Origin of the sequence: Kribbella sp. ALI-6-A (genome assembly GCF_001984195.1) — a bacterium.
In the GTDB taxonomy this organism is placed as follows: Bacteria; Actinomycetota; Actinomycetes; order Propionibacteriales; family Kribbellaceae; genus Kribbella.
The window spans coordinates 258,686-273,391 of the sequence record NZ_MTQN01000012.1 but is presented as its reverse complement, the minus strand read 5'-3'; the positions used below and the strand labels follow the sequence as shown (position 1 = coordinate 273,391).

Genomic DNA, 14,706 nt, shown 5'->3' with positions numbered 1-14,706 from the left:
TTGACACGTGAACTGTTCATCCAGGAAGGTGTTGGGAGAATAGTTTCGCTGTCAACTCTTGAGGTGTGCATCGTGAGCGAGCTCCGCTGGAAGGCAGTACGGCCGCTGCGGCATCGCGACTACCGGCTGCTCTGGACCGGGCTGGCCGTCGCGCTGCTCGGCAGCGGTCTGTGGTTGGTCGCCTTGGCCTGGCAGGTGATCGAGCTCGGCGGCGGTCCCGTGCAGCTGTCCGTCGTCACCACGGCGTACAGCATCGGGCTGCTGATCTGTGTGCTGTTCGGCGGGATCGCGGCCGACCGGCTGCCTCAGCGCACGGTGATCGTCGTCGCCGACTCGGTTCGAGGAGTGGTGCTGCTCGGTCTCGCGGCGCTCGCGCTGGTCGGGGTGCTGGAGATCTGGCACCTGGCGGCGGCCGCGGTGCTGGTCGGGGCCGGGGAGGCGTTCCTGATTCCGGCGTACACGGCGTTGGTGCCTCGGCTGCTGCCGGCCGACGAACTGCTCGCGGCCAACGGGCTGGAGGGCACGCTGCGGCCGCTGGCACAGCAGGCGACCGGGCCGGTGATCGGCGGTCTGGTGATCGCCGCGATCTCGCCCGGGGTCGCGATTCTGGTGGCGGGGCTGACGTACCTGTTCTCGGCGGCGTGTGTGTTGGCGATGAACCTGCGGCACGAGCCGGCTTCTTCGGATGGCGCGGATGAGGCGGCGCCGACCGGCGTACGGGCGATGGTGGCGGATCTGCGGGAGGGCTGGAGCTACGTACGGCGTACGCGGTGGTTGCTGGCGTCGTTGTTGTTCGGGACGGTGTTCGTGCTGCTGATCCTCGGGCCGCTGGAGGTGCTCTTGCCGTTCGCGATCCGGGACCAGCTGGGTGGGGACGCGCGGGAGTTCGGGCTGGTGATGGCGGCGTTCGGGATCGGTGGGGCGGCCGGGGCGTTGGTGATCTCGTCGCGGTCGCTGCCGCGGCGGTACCTGACCGTGATGACGCTGATGTGGGGCCTGGGATCGGTGCCGTTCGTGGTGCTCGGGTTCGCGCAGGACCTGTGGCTGATGATGGCCGGCGCCGCGGTGGTCGGCGCGACCGGATCGGCGGCGATGGTGATCTGGGGGACGCTGCTGCAACGCCGGGTCCCGGACCACCTGCGCGGGCGGATCGCCAGCCTGGACTTTTTCGTCTCGCTGCTGCTGATGCCGGTGTCGATGGCGCTGGCCGGGCCGGCGGGCTCGTGGTTCGGGGTGACCGCGGTCTTCGTCGTCGCGGGAGTCGGGCCGGCGGTGGTGTCGTTCGTGGTGATCTGGTTCGGGCGGATGCGCTCGGACGAGCTCGCGCACCCGCTCGATCAGGACGAGGGCGCGGAGAAGCTGATCACGGCCGAGGCCTGATCGCCGCCCCAGTCGATCGGCGTACGGGCGGTCTCGCGCCAGCCGGCTCGGCGGTAGAGGGCGATCGCGGCGGTGCAGTTGTCGGCGACTTCGAGGGTGAGGTCGAGGTGGTGCTCGGCGGCGGTGCGGCGGGCGTGGTCGAGGAGTTTGCGGCCGAGGCCTTGGCCGGTTTGCTGGGGGTCGACGAAGAGTCGCTCGACGAGGGCTGCGCTGTCGGTTTGGGTGACGGCTAGGTGGCCGGCTACTTCGTTGTTCACGGTGATGACCCAGCAGCTGAGGGCGTTGGGTGGGGTCAGCCAGAGCTGGGGGTCGGCCGGCCAGTTGACGGGGTAGCCGGAGGCTTCGTGGACGTGGCGGAGCAGGGTCACGCAGGTGATGAGGTCGTGGGTGGTTCTGGGTCTGATGGTGGGGGGCACTTGGTTATCTGATCATGCTGGTTCGGGGCCTTGGCCGGGGCCGGGGCCTTGGCCGGGGCCGGGGCCTTGACCGGAGCCGGAGCCGGGGCCTTGACCGGGGCCCTGGCCGGGGCCGGGATCCGGGCCGGTGTGTGGGTCGGAGTCTGAGCCGGGGCGCGCGAGGAAGTAGGCGCCGGCGTCGGCCGGAGCGCCGGCTTCGAGCCACTGGTGGAAGCCGGTGGGATTGCGGCGTTCGAACTCGTCGAGGCAGATCCGCCGGACCTCCGCGACGGCCTGGCGGTCGCGCAGTCCGGCGTCGGCGGCGAGGGTCGCGGAGGTTTCGCTCCAGACGGCGCAGAGTTCCTCGATGCTGAGCGGGCAGCGCAGGGACGCGATCAGCGCTTCGTCGTCCAGCTCCTCGTCCGGGCCTTCGTGCAAAGCGGCTTCGGCTTCCTCCGGGCCGAGACCGGGGTGATCTTCAGGTCTGTGAAGGCTGGTACCGAGCTCGCGAAGGAACCTGCGGTTCTGCCGCTCGCGCCGGCTCGCGACCAGCAGGTCGACGCCCACAAAGACAGCCGCCACCAGCACCGCGATCGAAAAACCAACCGCACCCCAAGTGATCAGCCGCACCACGCCCGGCAGACACAACACAGCCCCCGCGGCGTAGGCGGCGATGCTCGCCGACGAGTGAGGAATCGGCTCATCGGCTAGGTGCTTGATCACCGCGGCAAGCGGCCAGACCAACGCAAAGACAATCCCGAGCAGAGCCACCGCCGCAACAGGCCCGAGCAGCAACACCGCCGCCAGAGCACCGGCCGTGCCGACCCCCACGCCGGCCGCCACCGCCGCACGCCGCGCCCTGGGAAAACGTGTCATCGCCGAACTCACTCGACCTTCGCACCACGGAAAACCAGCCCGATCCCCAGCCGGTCACCACCAATCTCCACCCGCAGCGCCGACAAGACCAGAACGAACGAGCAACTACTGCGGTTCCTGACATCGCAGAACCTGGCCTGTGGCACATCACCTGAGCGCCGTTGCGGCGACGGCAAACGCTCACCGTGACCACGCCGTACCAGCGCATCACCGCCGCAGCGTCCCTGCCTGTCTCCCAGTCGCCACAGCCGTCCCTCGCAACACAAGCCTCGAAGCGCCTGACCGCTTCCGGACATCAACCCAATTTCTCTTGTAAATAAGCGCTTTCCGGCCAGAAACTGTCGGTGCCTTCCTGGAGACTGTTCTCCATGGGCCTTTGCGACGAGCGACCGATCTGGTCGATGAGTGGCAGCGAGATGCTGTCGACGCTCGACGCTGTCCACGCCCAGATCGCCCACCTGCAGACCTACCGGCTGCAGCTCCTGGCCGCCCTGGACGCGAACGGTCATGCTGCTGACGTGGGTGCCCGAGACACCATCCAACTCATCGCGCTATGCCACCGCCTGGACCCCACCGAGGTCCGCCGAGACCTCCGCCTGGCCACCGCACTCCCGAAGTACTCCGACGTCGAGGCGGCCCTTCACCAGACCTCACCCGGCGCCACCGATCCAGCGAACATCGCTGCCCCGACCGCCCCGCCTGCCGCGACCGCCCCGGGCGCCGCGACCGCCGCCCTCGCCGCCACCGATCCCGCCCCGACGCCCGCAGCCGATGCCTCCCTCACGCCCAAGGCCGTGACCCCAGGCTCTGCTGTTGCCAGGCACCTAGTGCTGCATCCCGGCCAGGCGGAGGCGATTGTCACCGCCCTGGAACGAATCCCCACCACCGCGATGGTCCCGGTCGCCGACCTCCAAGTCGCCGAACGCGCAATGGTCCGCGCCGCTCAACTACTGTCGCCGGCCGAACTCCGCAAACTCGGCAAACGAGTCCGCGACACCCTCGACACCGACGGCCCCGAACCCGCCGAAGTGCGCGCCATGACCGCCGAAACCCTCTGGCTCAAACGCGGCGACTACGGCGTCGAGTTCGGCGGCTACCTAGCCGGCGAACACGCCGAACTCCTGCAAACCCTGATCTTCGCCGGCGCCAAACCCCACCTCGCCCCCGACGGCACCCGCGACCCCCGCAGCCGCGGCAAACGCCAAGCCGACGCCCTCACCACCATCCTCACCGCTGCCGCGTCCACCGGCACCGCGGCACCCGCCCACGGCGACATCAAACCCCACATCACCGTCACCATCGACCTCAACGACCTGACCGCCGGCACCGGCGTCGGCACCCTCGCCTCCGGCGCCACCCTGTCCACCGCCACCATCCGCCGCCTCGCCTGCGACGCCGGCATCATCCCCCTGGTCCTCGGCTCAGCCTCCGAACCCCTCGACGTCGGCACCGAACACCGCTTCGTCACCCGAGCCATCCGCCAAGCCCTGAACACCCGCGACCGGGGCTGCATCATCTGCCAAGCCCCACCCGCAATGTGCGAAGCCCACCACCTCATCCACTGGGCCGACGGCGGCCCCACCAACCTCACCAACCTCGCCCTGCTCTGCAAGGCCCACCACATCGACGTCCACCAAGGCCACTGGACCATCACCACCCACCACGGCCACCCCCACCCCAACCGACCCACCTGGGCCAGCCCGGACAAACCCCCGTGACACCACACCGCCCACAGACACCTGCGCCGAGACGAGTCGGGTCGCTTCGGGTGCTCGGCTCCGTGCTGCTCGCCAGACCATAGATCTGGTGGACGCAACGGCCGCTGCTCCGGTGCTCTCGAACGAGCCGGATCTCGCGGTCTCGGCGGCAGCCGTCGTGTCGTGGAGCTTCCAGCCTCGGAGCGGTATCACCAGGTGCTGCACGAGATGACGGCGTCCCGCGACGCGATGCTGTCCGGACGTCCCAGCGCCGCCTGAACCGGGCTCGGCTTACTACACCAACCAGTCGGACGTCGGGAGTTGCCCGTGGTGCTCCCGCCGAGCCGCGCACTGCCGGCACAGAAAGGTGGGCGACCGCCGGCGGCGCGCTCGAGGCGCAACGGCGTCGTGTGCTGGACGCCTTGTCCCTCCACGGGCAGTGCACCATGCCGTCACGCCGTGGGACCGATTCACCGCACCGAGCGGCCGCCTACGGCGGAGGTTGCGCCTGCAGGCGATCCACCGCCTCCGCGGCGACCCGTGCTCGATGAACCGTTGTTCGGTGGTCCCCGTCATCACCCCGTACATCGAGCGGGGCCGGCTGGCGTCAGGTCGTAGCCCAGCGCCTCCAGCGAGATGCCGTGGTTGCGGGCGGCGAGCTGGAGCTCGTCGGTGGTGATGCCTTCTCCGGTGTCAGCCAGGCGGGCATTCGTCGATCAGCACGCGAAGCGGGGCGGTGCCCGACGCGAAACGACGGTGCTGACGCGTGCGGTGTTCCTGTGCCTTCACCAGCAGGTCGCGCCTGGGGATCGGCTCACCGCGACGAGCGGTCGTCTACGTCGGATGCCGCGCCTGCGCGGCGATCACCGACCGCGCGGGGCCCGTTCTCGGTGAACCGCTCGGTGGTCCATCACCACTTCGTCCACCGGCGAGCCGTGGTCGGTGACCGGCGATCGGTGGTCCCGCCCCACTTCCTGCATCCAGTGCGCCTGCCTCGTCGATCAGTGCGCGGATCGGAGCGGCGGTGCCCGAGACGACGCCGCTGACGCGTGCGGTGTTCCTGTGCCTTCACCAGCAGGTCGCGCCTGGGGATCGACTCACCGCGACGAGCGGTCGTCTACGCCGGGTGGCGCGCCTGCACGGCGATCACCGACTGCGCGGGGTCCGTTCTCGGTGAACCGCTCGGTTGTCCCGTCACCGCTTCGTCCATTGGGGAGCCGTAATCGGTGAACGGCATTCGCTGGTCCCGTCCCTTCCTCCGACGAGTGCGGCAGGCTCGTCGATCAGCGCGATTCGGGCGGTGCCCGAGACGATGGCGGCTGACGCGTGCGGTGTTCCCGTGCCTTCACCGCAGGTCACCCATAGGGATTGATTCACCGCGACGAGCGGTCGTCCACGGCGGATGCCGCGCCTGCGCGTCGATCACCGACTTCTCGGTGAGCCGTTCTCGGTGAACCGCTCGGTGGTCCGTCACCACTTCGTTCACCGGCGAGCCGTGCTCGGTGATCGGCGTTCGGGGGGTCCCGCCCACTTCCTCCATCGAGTGCGCCTGCCTCGTCGATCAGCGCGCGGATCGGGGTGGTGCCCGAGACGATGCTGCTGACGCGTGCCCGTGATCCGTGCCTTGCACGCGAAGCAGGCGGCGCTGTGCCTGGCTTGTGTGGATCTTGGCCAGTACGAGGTGGTCGATGCTGCTGACAGATCGTTCGCCTCGGCATATTCGGAAATGGCAACCTTGGCGCCGGATCGGCCCGTGCCGATGTGCACTGGGGTGACCGCTGATCGTTGGCGGCCAGTGGCGGCCAGTGGCGGCCAGTGGCGTGCTGGGTGGCGATGTGGGCGGCCCTTGGCGAAGGCTGCGACGGCGTCGCGGACGGAGATGCGGGCGCGGCGGTCTTCGTCGTGGTTACGCCAGTCCTGCTGAAGGCCAGCGCTGGCTGGTAGTACTCGCCCCGCCAGAACGACGTCCAGCACGATCGCCTGATCGTTCTCCCAGTTGCGGCGAATCCGTCGTTGGTGCGGCTGCTCTGGGGATGGCAAGCTGCGCATCGACCTCGAGACGGCGCCGGCTACGCGGCCTTCTTCTTGGTGGTTGATTTCTTCGTGGTGCTCTTTTTCGTGGTGGTTTTCTTGGCCGCGGTTTTCTTGGTGGCCGACTTCTTGGCGGCGGACTTCTTCGCCGTGGTTTTCTTGGCGGCGGTCTTCTTGGCGGCGCCGCCGCCGGCGCGGCGGGCTCGGGCGGCTTCTACGCTGGCGCGCAGGGCGGAGACCAGGTCGGTGCTCGAGGTCGCCTCCGGCTCCTCCTCGGTGAAGACGACTTCCTTGCCCTTGCGCTTGGACTCCACCAGCTTCTTCACGCGTTCGGTGTAGCTGTCCTTGTAGTCCTTCGGGCGCCACTTGCCGCTCATCGCCTCGATCAGGTCGGTGGCCATCTTGAGTTGCTTGCCCGAGGTCTTGGCCGGCAGGTCGCCGACCTCCTTGGCGGGGTCGCGGATCTCGTCGGCGAAGAACATCGTTTCCAGCACGAGCACCTTGCCGTCGGCCCGGATCGTTGCCAGGTACTCCTTGCTGCGCATCACGAACGTCGCGATGCCGGCGCGGTTGGTCTTGGCCAGGGCGTCCCGCAGCAGCGCGTACGACGACGCGTTCTCGGAGTCCGAGGGCGCCAGGTAGTAGCTCTTCTGGAAGTGGATCGGGTCGATCTCGTCCAGGTCGACGAAGTCGGAGATCTCCAGCGAGCGGGACTTGCCGGGCGCGATGTCCTCCAGCTCCTCGCGTTCGACGATCACGTACTCGCCGCCGCCGACGTCGTGGCCCTTGACGATCTTGTCGTAGTCGACCTCGCGGCCGGTCCGTTCGTTGACCCGCTTGTAGCGGATCCGGTCCGACGTCCCACGCTGGAACTGGTGGAAGTCGAGCTCGTGCTCCTCGGTCGCGCTGTACAGCCCGACCGGTACCGACACCAGCCCGAAGTTGATGTACCCGCTCCAGATCGACCTCGCCATCACCAGCTCCTCTCCGGTACCGCAAGTACCCAGCTACAACCGGTTGTAGCGCTTCCGCGCCTCGCGGCTCTCCTTCTGCGCCTCCCGGGCGACCTTCTTCGCCTCGTCGAGCTCCGCGGTCAGCCGGCGGACCTCCTCGCGGGCGTGCTCCAGCGCCTCCTGGGCGTCGGTCAGCTGCGCGTCCAGCTCCTCGACGGTCGCCTCGGCGCTCTCCGCCGCCTTGACCGCGGCCTCGAACTCGCGCTGGGCGGCGGCCTTGCGCTTCTCCTCCTCGCGCTCCGCCTTCTCCCGCGCCGCTTTCTCGGCCGCCGACTCCTTCGCGGAGTCCTCGACCTCCCGCGTCTTCGACCGCCGTTCCTTCGCGCGCTGCCGGCGCTCGTCGGTCAGCGGCGTGACGTTCGACGGCTCACCGTTCTCGTCCACCACGCCGAATCCGACGTGCCGCAGCGCGCTGCTCAGCCGCGCCTCCCGTACGGCGTCGCCCGCCGCCGGGTCGACCAGGGCGGCGTCCAGCGTCTCGCGCAGCTTCTGCCCGACGTCCGCGCTGATCTTCTGACCGTGCTCGGTGGCGAGCTCGTTGGCGGCCTTGACCAGGGCGTCGATCGCCTTGTGCCGCTTCGGGGTCAGCTCGCGCAACCGTTCGCCGTCGAGGTCCGCGGTCGCCTCGCGGAACTCGTCGCCGAGCGCCAGCAGGTCGTCGATCTCGTCCGGGCGCTCGCGGCTGACCAGATTGGTCAGCCAGGCGGCGACGGTCGGTTTGCGCAACGCCTTCAGCCGGGTCGACCCCAGCTGGTCGCCGTCGGCCTTCAGCTGCTTGGCCAGCTCGTTGCGGGTAGCAATGAAGTCGGCCGCCGGCGCCGCGTACAGCGCGTCCGCCGCCTCCTCGAAGTCCACGCAGGCGACGCTACAGGGCAGACCTGCCGAAAGGCCACAGTGTCACTGCGAGGACAGACCGAGGATCCGGCGGTCTGCCGGAGCCAGGCGCGACCACCGGTCAGGCGTCCCGCAGGAAGTCCACCAAGCTCTTCACCAGCTCACCCGGAGCGTTCTCGGCGACATGGTGAGTCGAATCGATACCGTGCCCGACGATCTGCGGGCACCACGGCCGCCACACCTCCAGCGGATCGCCGTACACCTCCTCCATGTCGTCCCGCGTCGACCACAGCATCATCGCCGGGCACCGGATCTGCCGTCCGGCGGCGCGATCGTCCTCGTCGGCCCGGCGATCCACCCCGAGCCCGGCCCGGTAGTCCTCGAGCATCGCGTGCACGGTCGCGGGGTTGCGGATCGCGGCCAGGAAGTCGGCATGGTTCTCCGGTCCGAGCGCCTCGGGCGAGTTCGACGTCCAGGCTTCGTACCAGGTTTCCGGGTCGGCGCAGATCACCCGCTCGGCCGGTTTCGCGCTCTGGGCGAAGAACCACCAGTGCCACCACATCGCCGCGAACTTCGCGTCGGTGCGTTCCAGTGCCTCGACCGCCGGTACGCCGTCCATCACCACCAGCTTGCTGACCCGGTCCGGGTGGTCGAGGGCGGTCCGGTACGCGACGTACGTACCCCGGTCGTGCCCGGCGACGGCGAACGTGTCGTGGCCCAGGGCATCCATCAGTCCGACGACGTCGCCCGCCATCGCGCGTTTCGAGTACGGCGTGTGGTCGGCGTCGGTGACGGGTTTGCTCGATTCGCCGTAGCCGCGCAGATCGGGGCAGACGACGGTGAACCCGGCATCGGCCAGGGCCGGGGCGACGGCGTACCAGGTGGTGTGCGTGCGGGGATGCCCGTGCAGCAGGACGACGGCCGGCCCCGAGCCGCCGTACCGGACGCGCAGGGTGATGTCACCGACGGTGATCCGGTCCAGGGTGAAGTCTTCGAACATGGCCGGCCGGTACCCGGACAGAGCGGATCCCCACCACCAGACCTTCAGCGGCGGGGATCCGTGGAGCTCAGAGGCGGACGGTCACTCGCGGAAGGCGTCCTTGGCCTTCTCGCCGGCCTGCTTCAGATCGGCCTTGGTCTTGTCGACCTGGCCCTCGGCCTGCAGGTCTTCGTTGTCGGTCGCGTCGCCGGTGCGCTCCTTCATCTTGCCCTTGGCGCTCTCGGCCGCGTTCTTCATCTTGTCGCCGATACCCATCGGTGCCTCCTCTGTGGTGCCCCGTTGCGTCGGTAGCACAGCATGCGTCGATCGCACGACATGCCTTGCTCGCAGGGCATGTGCTGGTCGGACAGCCGCCCGGTGCCCCTCGGGTGCCCATTCATGCATGCGGCCGGGGTACCGACCGGTATGCGTCTGAGGCGTTCCAAACCCGATGAACCCGGCCTGTCCCGCAAGGGCCGCGGCCGGGGCTTCAGCTACCACGACGAGGACGGGAAGCGGATCGACGATCCCGACATCCTCGAACGGATCCGGACCCTGGCGATCCCGCCGGCCTGGAAGGACGTCTGGATCTGCCCGTACCCGAACGGCCACATCCAGGCGATCGGCACCGACGAGGCCGGCCGGCGCCAGTACCTGTACCACGACGACTGGCGCACCTCCCAGGACGCGGACAAGCACGACCGCGTACGCCAGCTGGCGCGCAAGCTGCCGGCGTTCCGGGAGGCGATCGACAAAGACCTGTGCGCCCAAGGCCTCGGCCGGGACAAGGTGCTCGCGGTCGCGTTGCGCATGCTCGACTACGGCGTCTTCCGGACCGGCAACACCCGGTACGCCGAGGAGTACGGCAGCCGCGGCGCCGCGACCCTGCTGCGCGACGACGTGAAGGTGCAGCGCGGCAAGCTGGTCTTCGACTTCGTCGCCAAGGGTGGGATCGAACGGAAGCTGGAGCTGGACGACGAACGCCTCACCGCCGCGGTCCGATCGCTGAAGCGCGGTAAGCACGACAACCCGCGGCTGCTGGTCTACCGCGAAGGTTCGGCGTACAAGGAGATCGACGCGTCGATGATCAACCAGCGGTTCCACGAGCTGGTCGGCGACGACTACACGGTCAAGGACCTGCGCACCTGGACGGCCACCGTGCACGCCGCGGTGGACCTGGCCCAGGCCGATCCGCCGAGCACCAAGAAGGCCCTGAACGCGGCCGTGAAGGACATGCTCACGGAGGTCTCCGAACACCTCGGCAACACCCCGACGGTGGCCAAGGCGTCGTACGTCGATCCACGGGTGGTGGACCAGTACGAGCGCGGCCGGACCATCCCGGAGAACGTGGCGGACGTCGACGATCTCGACGACCCCGAGATCCGGGCGAAGGTCGAGCGATCGGTCAACAAGCTCCTGGACCAGGACTCTCGCGAGTAGCCGGGCGGACCGCCCGGCGAACGCGGTGCCGGCTCCACTGGACTGACCCACCGGAGGTGATTGCTCGCGGACCCATGGGGTACCGGGCGATCAGTGCACGAAAGGAGCCAGCCATGCCCGCAGGTTCGAACAAAAAGCGTGAGCGGCAGTACGAGCACATCAAGGCCGGACTGAAGAAGCGTGGTCGCAGCGAGGACACCGCTGAGGAGATCGCCGCCCGGACGGTCAACAAGGAACGGGCCCGCTCCGGTGAGGCGAAGCAGAAGAGCCGCAGTTCCACCCAGGACATGTCGTCGTCGCGGCGCGGTGGCCTGCGCTCGCACAAGGGCTCGGGCGGCCGGACGAAGGACCAGCTCTACAACGAGGCCAAGCAGAAGAACATCAAGGGCCGTTCGAAGATGACGAAGGCCGAGCTGGAAAAGGCCGTCGGCCGCTAAGGAGTCCCGCGTGAAGGCACTGACCTGGCAGGGCAAGCGCAAGATCGAGTACGGCGAGGTGCCGGACCCGACGATCGAGCAGCCGACCGACGCGATCATCAAGGTCACGTCGACCGGGATCTGCGGGTCCGACCTGCACCTGTACGAGGTGCTGGCGCCGTACCTGGATCCAGGGGACATCCTCGGGCACGAGGCGATGGGCGTGGTCGCGGAGGTCGGATCCGCGGTGACGAACCTGAAGCCGGGTGACCGGGTGGTGGTGCCCTTCCAGATCGCCTGCGGCAGTTGCTACATGTGCGACCAGAACCTGCAGACCCAGTGCGAGACCACGCAGGTCCGCGAGCAGGGAATGGGCGCAGCGCTGTTCGGCTACACGAAGCTGTACGGGCAGGTCCCCGGCGGCCAGGCCGAGTACCTGCGCGTCCCGCAGGCGCAGTACGGGCCGATCAAGGTCCCGGACGGCCCGCGGGACGACCGATTCGTCTACCTGTCCGACGTGCTGCCGACGGCCTGGCAGGCGGTCGAGTACGCCGCGGTGCCGGACGGCGGCACGCTGCTCGTGCTGGGCCTCGGCCCGATCGGCGACATGGCGACCCGGATCGCGATGCACCGCGGTCTGCGGGTGATCGGGGTCGACCTGGTCGCCGAGCGGCTGGAACGCGCGCGCCGCAACGGTGTCGAGACGCTGGAGTACTCCGACGACGTCGCCGAGGCGATCCGGACGCTGACCGACGGCCGCGGCCCGGACTCGGTGATCGACGCGGTGGGCATGGAGGCGCACGGTTCGCCGAAGGCCAAGTTCGCCCAGCAGGCGGTCGGTCTGCTGCCGGACGCGCTCCAGCGCAAGATGATGGAGACCATCGGCGTCGAGCAGCTCGCCGCGGTCTACCTGGCGATCGACGTGGTCCGCCGCGGCGGCACGATCTCGCTCAGCGGCGTGTACGGCGGTGGCGCGGACCCGCTGCCGATGATGACGATGTTCGACAAGCAGATCCAGCTCCGGATGGGACAGGCCAACGTGCACCGTTGGTCGGACCAGATCCTGCCGCTGCTGGACGAGACCGACGTCCTGGGCGTGGAGAGCTTCGCGACCCACCACCTCGACCTGAGCGAGGGCCCCGCGGCGTACGAGATGTTCCAGAAGAAGCAGGACGGCGCGGTCAAGATACTGCTGAAGCCCTAGGAGGGTCGCGTGCAACAAGTCGACGCCACACCGTTGAGCGACGAGGAGTTGCAGGGCCTCGACGCGTACTGGCGAGCTGCCAACTACCTGTCCGTGGGCCAGATCTACCTCCTGGCCAACCCCTTGCTGCGGGAGCCGCTGCGGCCGGAGCACATCAAGCCACGCCTGCTCGGCCACTGGGGCACGACACCCGGGCTGAACCTCGTCTACACCCACCTCAACCGGGTGATCCGCCAGCGCGAGCGCGAGCTGATGTACGTGATCGGGCCGGGCCACGGCGGGCCGGCGATCGTCGCGAACACCTGGCTGGAGGGCAGCTGGACCGCTACGTACCCGAACACCACGCAGGACGAGCCGGGGATGGCGCGGTTGTTCAAGCAGTTCTCGTTCCCCGGCGGGATCCCGAGTCACGTCGCACCCGAGGTGCCCGGTTCGATCAACGAGGGCGGCGAGCTGGGCTACTCGCTGAGTCACGCGTACGGCGCGGCCGCCGACAACCCCGACCTGGTCGTCGCCTGCGTGATCGGCGACGGCGAGGCCGAGACCGGGCCGCTGGCCACGTCCTGGCACTCGAACAAGTTCCTCGACCCGCGCCGCGACGGCGCGGTGCTGCCGATTCTGCACCTGAACGGCTACAAGATCGCCAACCCCGCGGTGCTGGCGCGGATCGGCGACGAGGAGCTGACCGCGTTCCTGCGCGGCGTCGGCCACGAGCCGTACCTGGTCGAGGGATCGGATCCGGCAACCGTGCACCAAGCACTGGCGGCGACGCTGGACAGGTGCCTGGACCGGATCGACGAGATCCAGCTCGAGGCACGCACAGCCGGCAGCTCGACGCCGGCCCGGTCGGCCTGGCCGATGATCGTGCTGAAAACGCCGAAGGGCTGGACCGGTCCGCACACCGTCGACGGCGAGCCGGTCGAGGACACCTGGCGGTCCCACCAGGTCCCGTTGTCGGGGGTACGGACGAACGGAGATCATCTTCGGCAGCTGGAGGACTGGCTGCGCAGCTATCGGCCCGACGAGCTCTTCGACGCCGATGGGCGTCCGGTGGCGAGCGTGCTCGAACTGGCCCCGAACCCGTCGCTGCGGATGGGGTCGAGCCCGCACGCGAACGGCGGCGTGCTGACCCGCGACCTGGAACTGCCGGACCCCGCCGAGTACGCCGTACCGGTGAAGCTGCCGGGGGCCGAGGACGGGGAGCCGACGAAGGTGTTCGGGCAGTACCTGCGGGACGCGTTCGTGCTGAACGAGTCGCACCACAACCTGCGGTTATTCGGGCCGGACGAGACCGAGTCGAACCGGCTGGGCGCCGTGTACGACGTGACCGGCAAGGCGTGGCTCGGCGAGACGCGGGACACCGATCAGCATCTCGCGGCGGACGGCCGGGTCCTGGAGATGCTGAGCGAACACACCTGCCAGGGCTGGCTCGAGGGTTATCTGCTGACCGGGCGGCACGGGCTGTTCTCGTCGTACGAGGCGTTCGTGCACATCGTCGACTCGATGGTCAACCAGCACGCGAAGTGGCTGAAGACGATCAACCGGCTGGAGTGGCGGCGCAAGATCCCGTCGCTGAACTACCTGCTCACCTCGCACGTCTGGCGCCAGGACCACAACGGGTTCTCGCACCAGGATCCCGGGTTCATCGACCACGTGATGAACAAGAAGGCCGAGGTGGTCCGGGTCTACCTGCCGCCGGACACCAACACCCTGCTGTCCACCATGCACCACTGCCTGCGGACCCGGAACTACGTCAACGTCGTTGTCGCCGGCAAGCAACCCCAGCCGAACTGGCTGGACTGGGAGGCGGCCGCGCTGCACTGCGCGCGCGGGATCGGGGTCTGGGACTTCGCGTCCAACGACAACGGTGACCCGGACGTGGTGATGGCGTGCGCGGGCGACGTCCCGACGCTGGAGACGCTCGCCGCCGTCGACCTGTTGCGCGAGCACCTGCCGGAGCTGAAGATCCGGGTCGTCAACGTGGTCGACCTGATGCGGCTGCCCGACTCCACCGAGCACCCGCACGGGCTGTCCGGTCCGGAGTTCGACGCGTTGTTCACCACCGACAAGCCGGTGATCTTCGCGTACCACGGCTACCCGTGGCTGATCCACCGGTTGACCTACCGGCGGACCGGGCACGACAACCTGCACGTGCGCGGGTACATCGAGGAGGGCACCACGACCACGCCGTTCGACATGGTCGTGCTGAACAACCTCGACCGGTACCACCTGGCGATGGACGTGATCGACCGGGTGCCGACGCTGGGGACGCGGGCGGTGAAGGCCCGGCAGTACTTCGCCGACCAGCGCGTACGGCACCGCGCCCACACGACGACGTACGGCGAGGACCTTCCGGAGGTCCGTGACTGGCGCTGGGGTCGCCGCGGCTGAGCGTTTTCTCATCTCCCAGCTCTGGCCGGGAGCGGGACGGGTCTGCACAA

12 protein-coding genes are annotated in these 14,706 nt (G+C 68.9%); 6 read left to right on the top strand and 6 right to left on the bottom strand.

What is annotated here, in order from left to right:
- Positions 1 to 72 precede the first annotated feature (72 nt).
- Positions 73 to 1,380, top strand: coding sequence for an MFS transporter (locus tag BWI15_RS27935; protein ID WP_077017542.1), 1,308 nt, complete (start codon positions 73 to 75; stop codon positions 1,378 to 1,380).
- Here the strand turns inward: BWI15_RS27935 and BWI15_RS27930 are convergent.
- Both BWI15_RS27930 and BWI15_RS27925 read right to left on the bottom strand, forming a co-directional pair.
- On the bottom strand, positions 1,338 to 1,748 hold the full coding sequence (locus BWI15_RS27930) for a GNAT family N-acetyltransferase (RefSeq protein WP_237771490.1): 411 nt from the start codon (positions 1,746 to 1,748) through the stop codon (positions 1,338 to 1,340). The two genes, BWI15_RS27935 and BWI15_RS27930, sit on opposite strands and share 43 nt — an antisense overlap.
- A gap of 60 nt (positions 1,749 to 1,808) precedes the next feature.
- Complete coding sequence (locus tag BWI15_RS27925) at positions 1,809 to 2,663, bottom strand: hypothetical protein (protein WP_193432200.1); 855 nt, start codon at positions 2,661 to 2,663, stop codon at positions 1,809 to 1,811.
- 356 nt (positions 2,664 to 3,019) lie between these two features.
- On the opposite strand from BWI15_RS27925, the gene BWI15_RS39865 reads away from it, so the two are divergent.
- Positions 3,020 to 4,369, top strand: a complete 1,350-nt coding sequence (locus tag BWI15_RS39865) for an HNH endonuclease signature motif containing protein (protein WP_077017539.1) — start codon at positions 3,020 to 3,022, stop codon at positions 4,367 to 4,369.
- A gap of 2,048 nt (positions 4,370 to 6,417) precedes the next feature.
- Here the strand turns inward: BWI15_RS39865 and ku are convergent.
- From ku to BWI15_RS27895, 4 genes are all read right to left on the bottom strand, one after another.
- The gene (ku, locus tag BWI15_RS27910) at positions 6,418 to 7,353 is read right to left on the bottom strand and encodes a non-homologous end joining protein Ku (protein WP_077017537.1); all 936 of its coding nucleotides are present in this window, start codon (positions 7,351 to 7,353) and stop codon (positions 6,418 to 6,420) included.
- Positions 7,354 to 7,386: 33 nt separating this feature from the next.
- Complete coding sequence (locus tag BWI15_RS27905; RefSeq protein ID WP_077017536.1) at positions 7,387 to 8,247, bottom strand: hypothetical protein; 861 nt, start codon at positions 8,245 to 8,247, stop codon at positions 7,387 to 7,389.
- Between the two features lie 100 nt (positions 8,248 to 8,347).
- The gene (locus BWI15_RS27900; RefSeq protein ID WP_077017535.1) at positions 8,348 to 9,226 is read right to left on the bottom strand and encodes an alpha/beta fold hydrolase; all 879 of its coding nucleotides are present in this window, start codon (positions 9,224 to 9,226) and stop codon (positions 8,348 to 8,350) included.
- Positions 9,227 to 9,307: 81 nt separating this feature from the next.
- On the bottom strand, positions 9,308 to 9,481 hold the full coding sequence (locus BWI15_RS27895; RefSeq protein ID WP_077017534.1) for a CsbD family protein: 174 nt from the start codon (positions 9,479 to 9,481) through the stop codon (positions 9,308 to 9,310).
- Positions 9,482 to 9,631: 150 nt separating this feature from the next.
- Between BWI15_RS27895 and BWI15_RS27890 the strand changes: the two genes are divergently transcribed.
- The 4 genes from BWI15_RS27890 to BWI15_RS27875 all read left to right on the top strand — a co-directional run bounded on the left by BWI15_RS27890 (position 9,632) and on the right by BWI15_RS27875 (position 14,656).
- The gene (locus BWI15_RS27890; RefSeq protein WP_077017533.1) at positions 9,632 to 10,645 is read left to right on the top strand and encodes a DNA topoisomerase IB; all 1,014 of its coding nucleotides are present in this window, start codon (positions 9,632 to 9,634) and stop codon (positions 10,643 to 10,645) included.
- A 113-nt stretch (positions 10,646 to 10,758) separates the two neighbouring features.
- Positions 10,759 to 11,082: a plasmid stabilization protein gene (locus tag BWI15_RS27885; protein WP_077017532.1), complete on the top strand. Its 324-nt coding sequence runs from the start codon at positions 10,759 to 10,761 to the stop codon at positions 11,080 to 11,082.
- A gap of 10 nt (positions 11,083 to 11,092) precedes the next feature.
- Positions 11,093 to 12,265: an alcohol dehydrogenase catalytic domain-containing protein gene (locus tag BWI15_RS27880; protein ID WP_077017531.1), complete on the top strand. Its 1,173-nt coding sequence runs from the start codon at positions 11,093 to 11,095 to the stop codon at positions 12,263 to 12,265.
- Positions 12,266 to 12,274: 9 nt separating this feature from the next.
- Positions 12,275 to 14,656 carry a phosphoketolase family protein gene (locus BWI15_RS27875; RefSeq protein ID WP_077017530.1) on the top strand — a complete coding sequence of 794 codons (2,382 nt, stop codon included), beginning with the start codon at positions 12,275 to 12,277 and terminating at the stop codon, positions 14,654 to 14,656.
- Positions 14,657 to 14,706: the final 50 nt, after the last annotated feature.

Excerpts from the sequence above, each read along its gene's own strand:
- BWI15_RS39865 (WP_077017539.1), top strand. The coding sequence starts at position 3,020 with ATGGGCCTTTGCGACGAGCGACCGATCTGGTCGATGAGTGGCAGCGAG.
- ku (WP_077017537.1), bottom strand. The coding sequence starts at position 7,353 with ATGGCGAGGTCGATCTGGAGCGGGTACATCAACTTCGGGCTGGTGTCG.
- BWI15_RS27900 (WP_077017535.1), bottom strand. The coding sequence starts at position 9,226 with ATGTTCGAAGACTTCACCCTGGACCGGATCACCGTCGGTGACATCACC.
- BWI15_RS27895 (WP_077017534.1), bottom strand. The coding sequence starts at position 9,481 with ATGGGTATCGGCGACAAGATGAAGAACGCGGCCGAGAGCGCCAAGGGC.
- BWI15_RS27890 (WP_077017533.1), top strand. The coding sequence starts at position 9,632 with ATGCGTCTGAGGCGTTCCAAACCCGATGAACCCGGCCTGTCCCGCAAG.
- BWI15_RS27885 (WP_077017532.1), top strand. The coding sequence starts at position 10,759 with ATGCCCGCAGGTTCGAACAAAAAGCGTGAGCGGCAGTACGAGCACATC.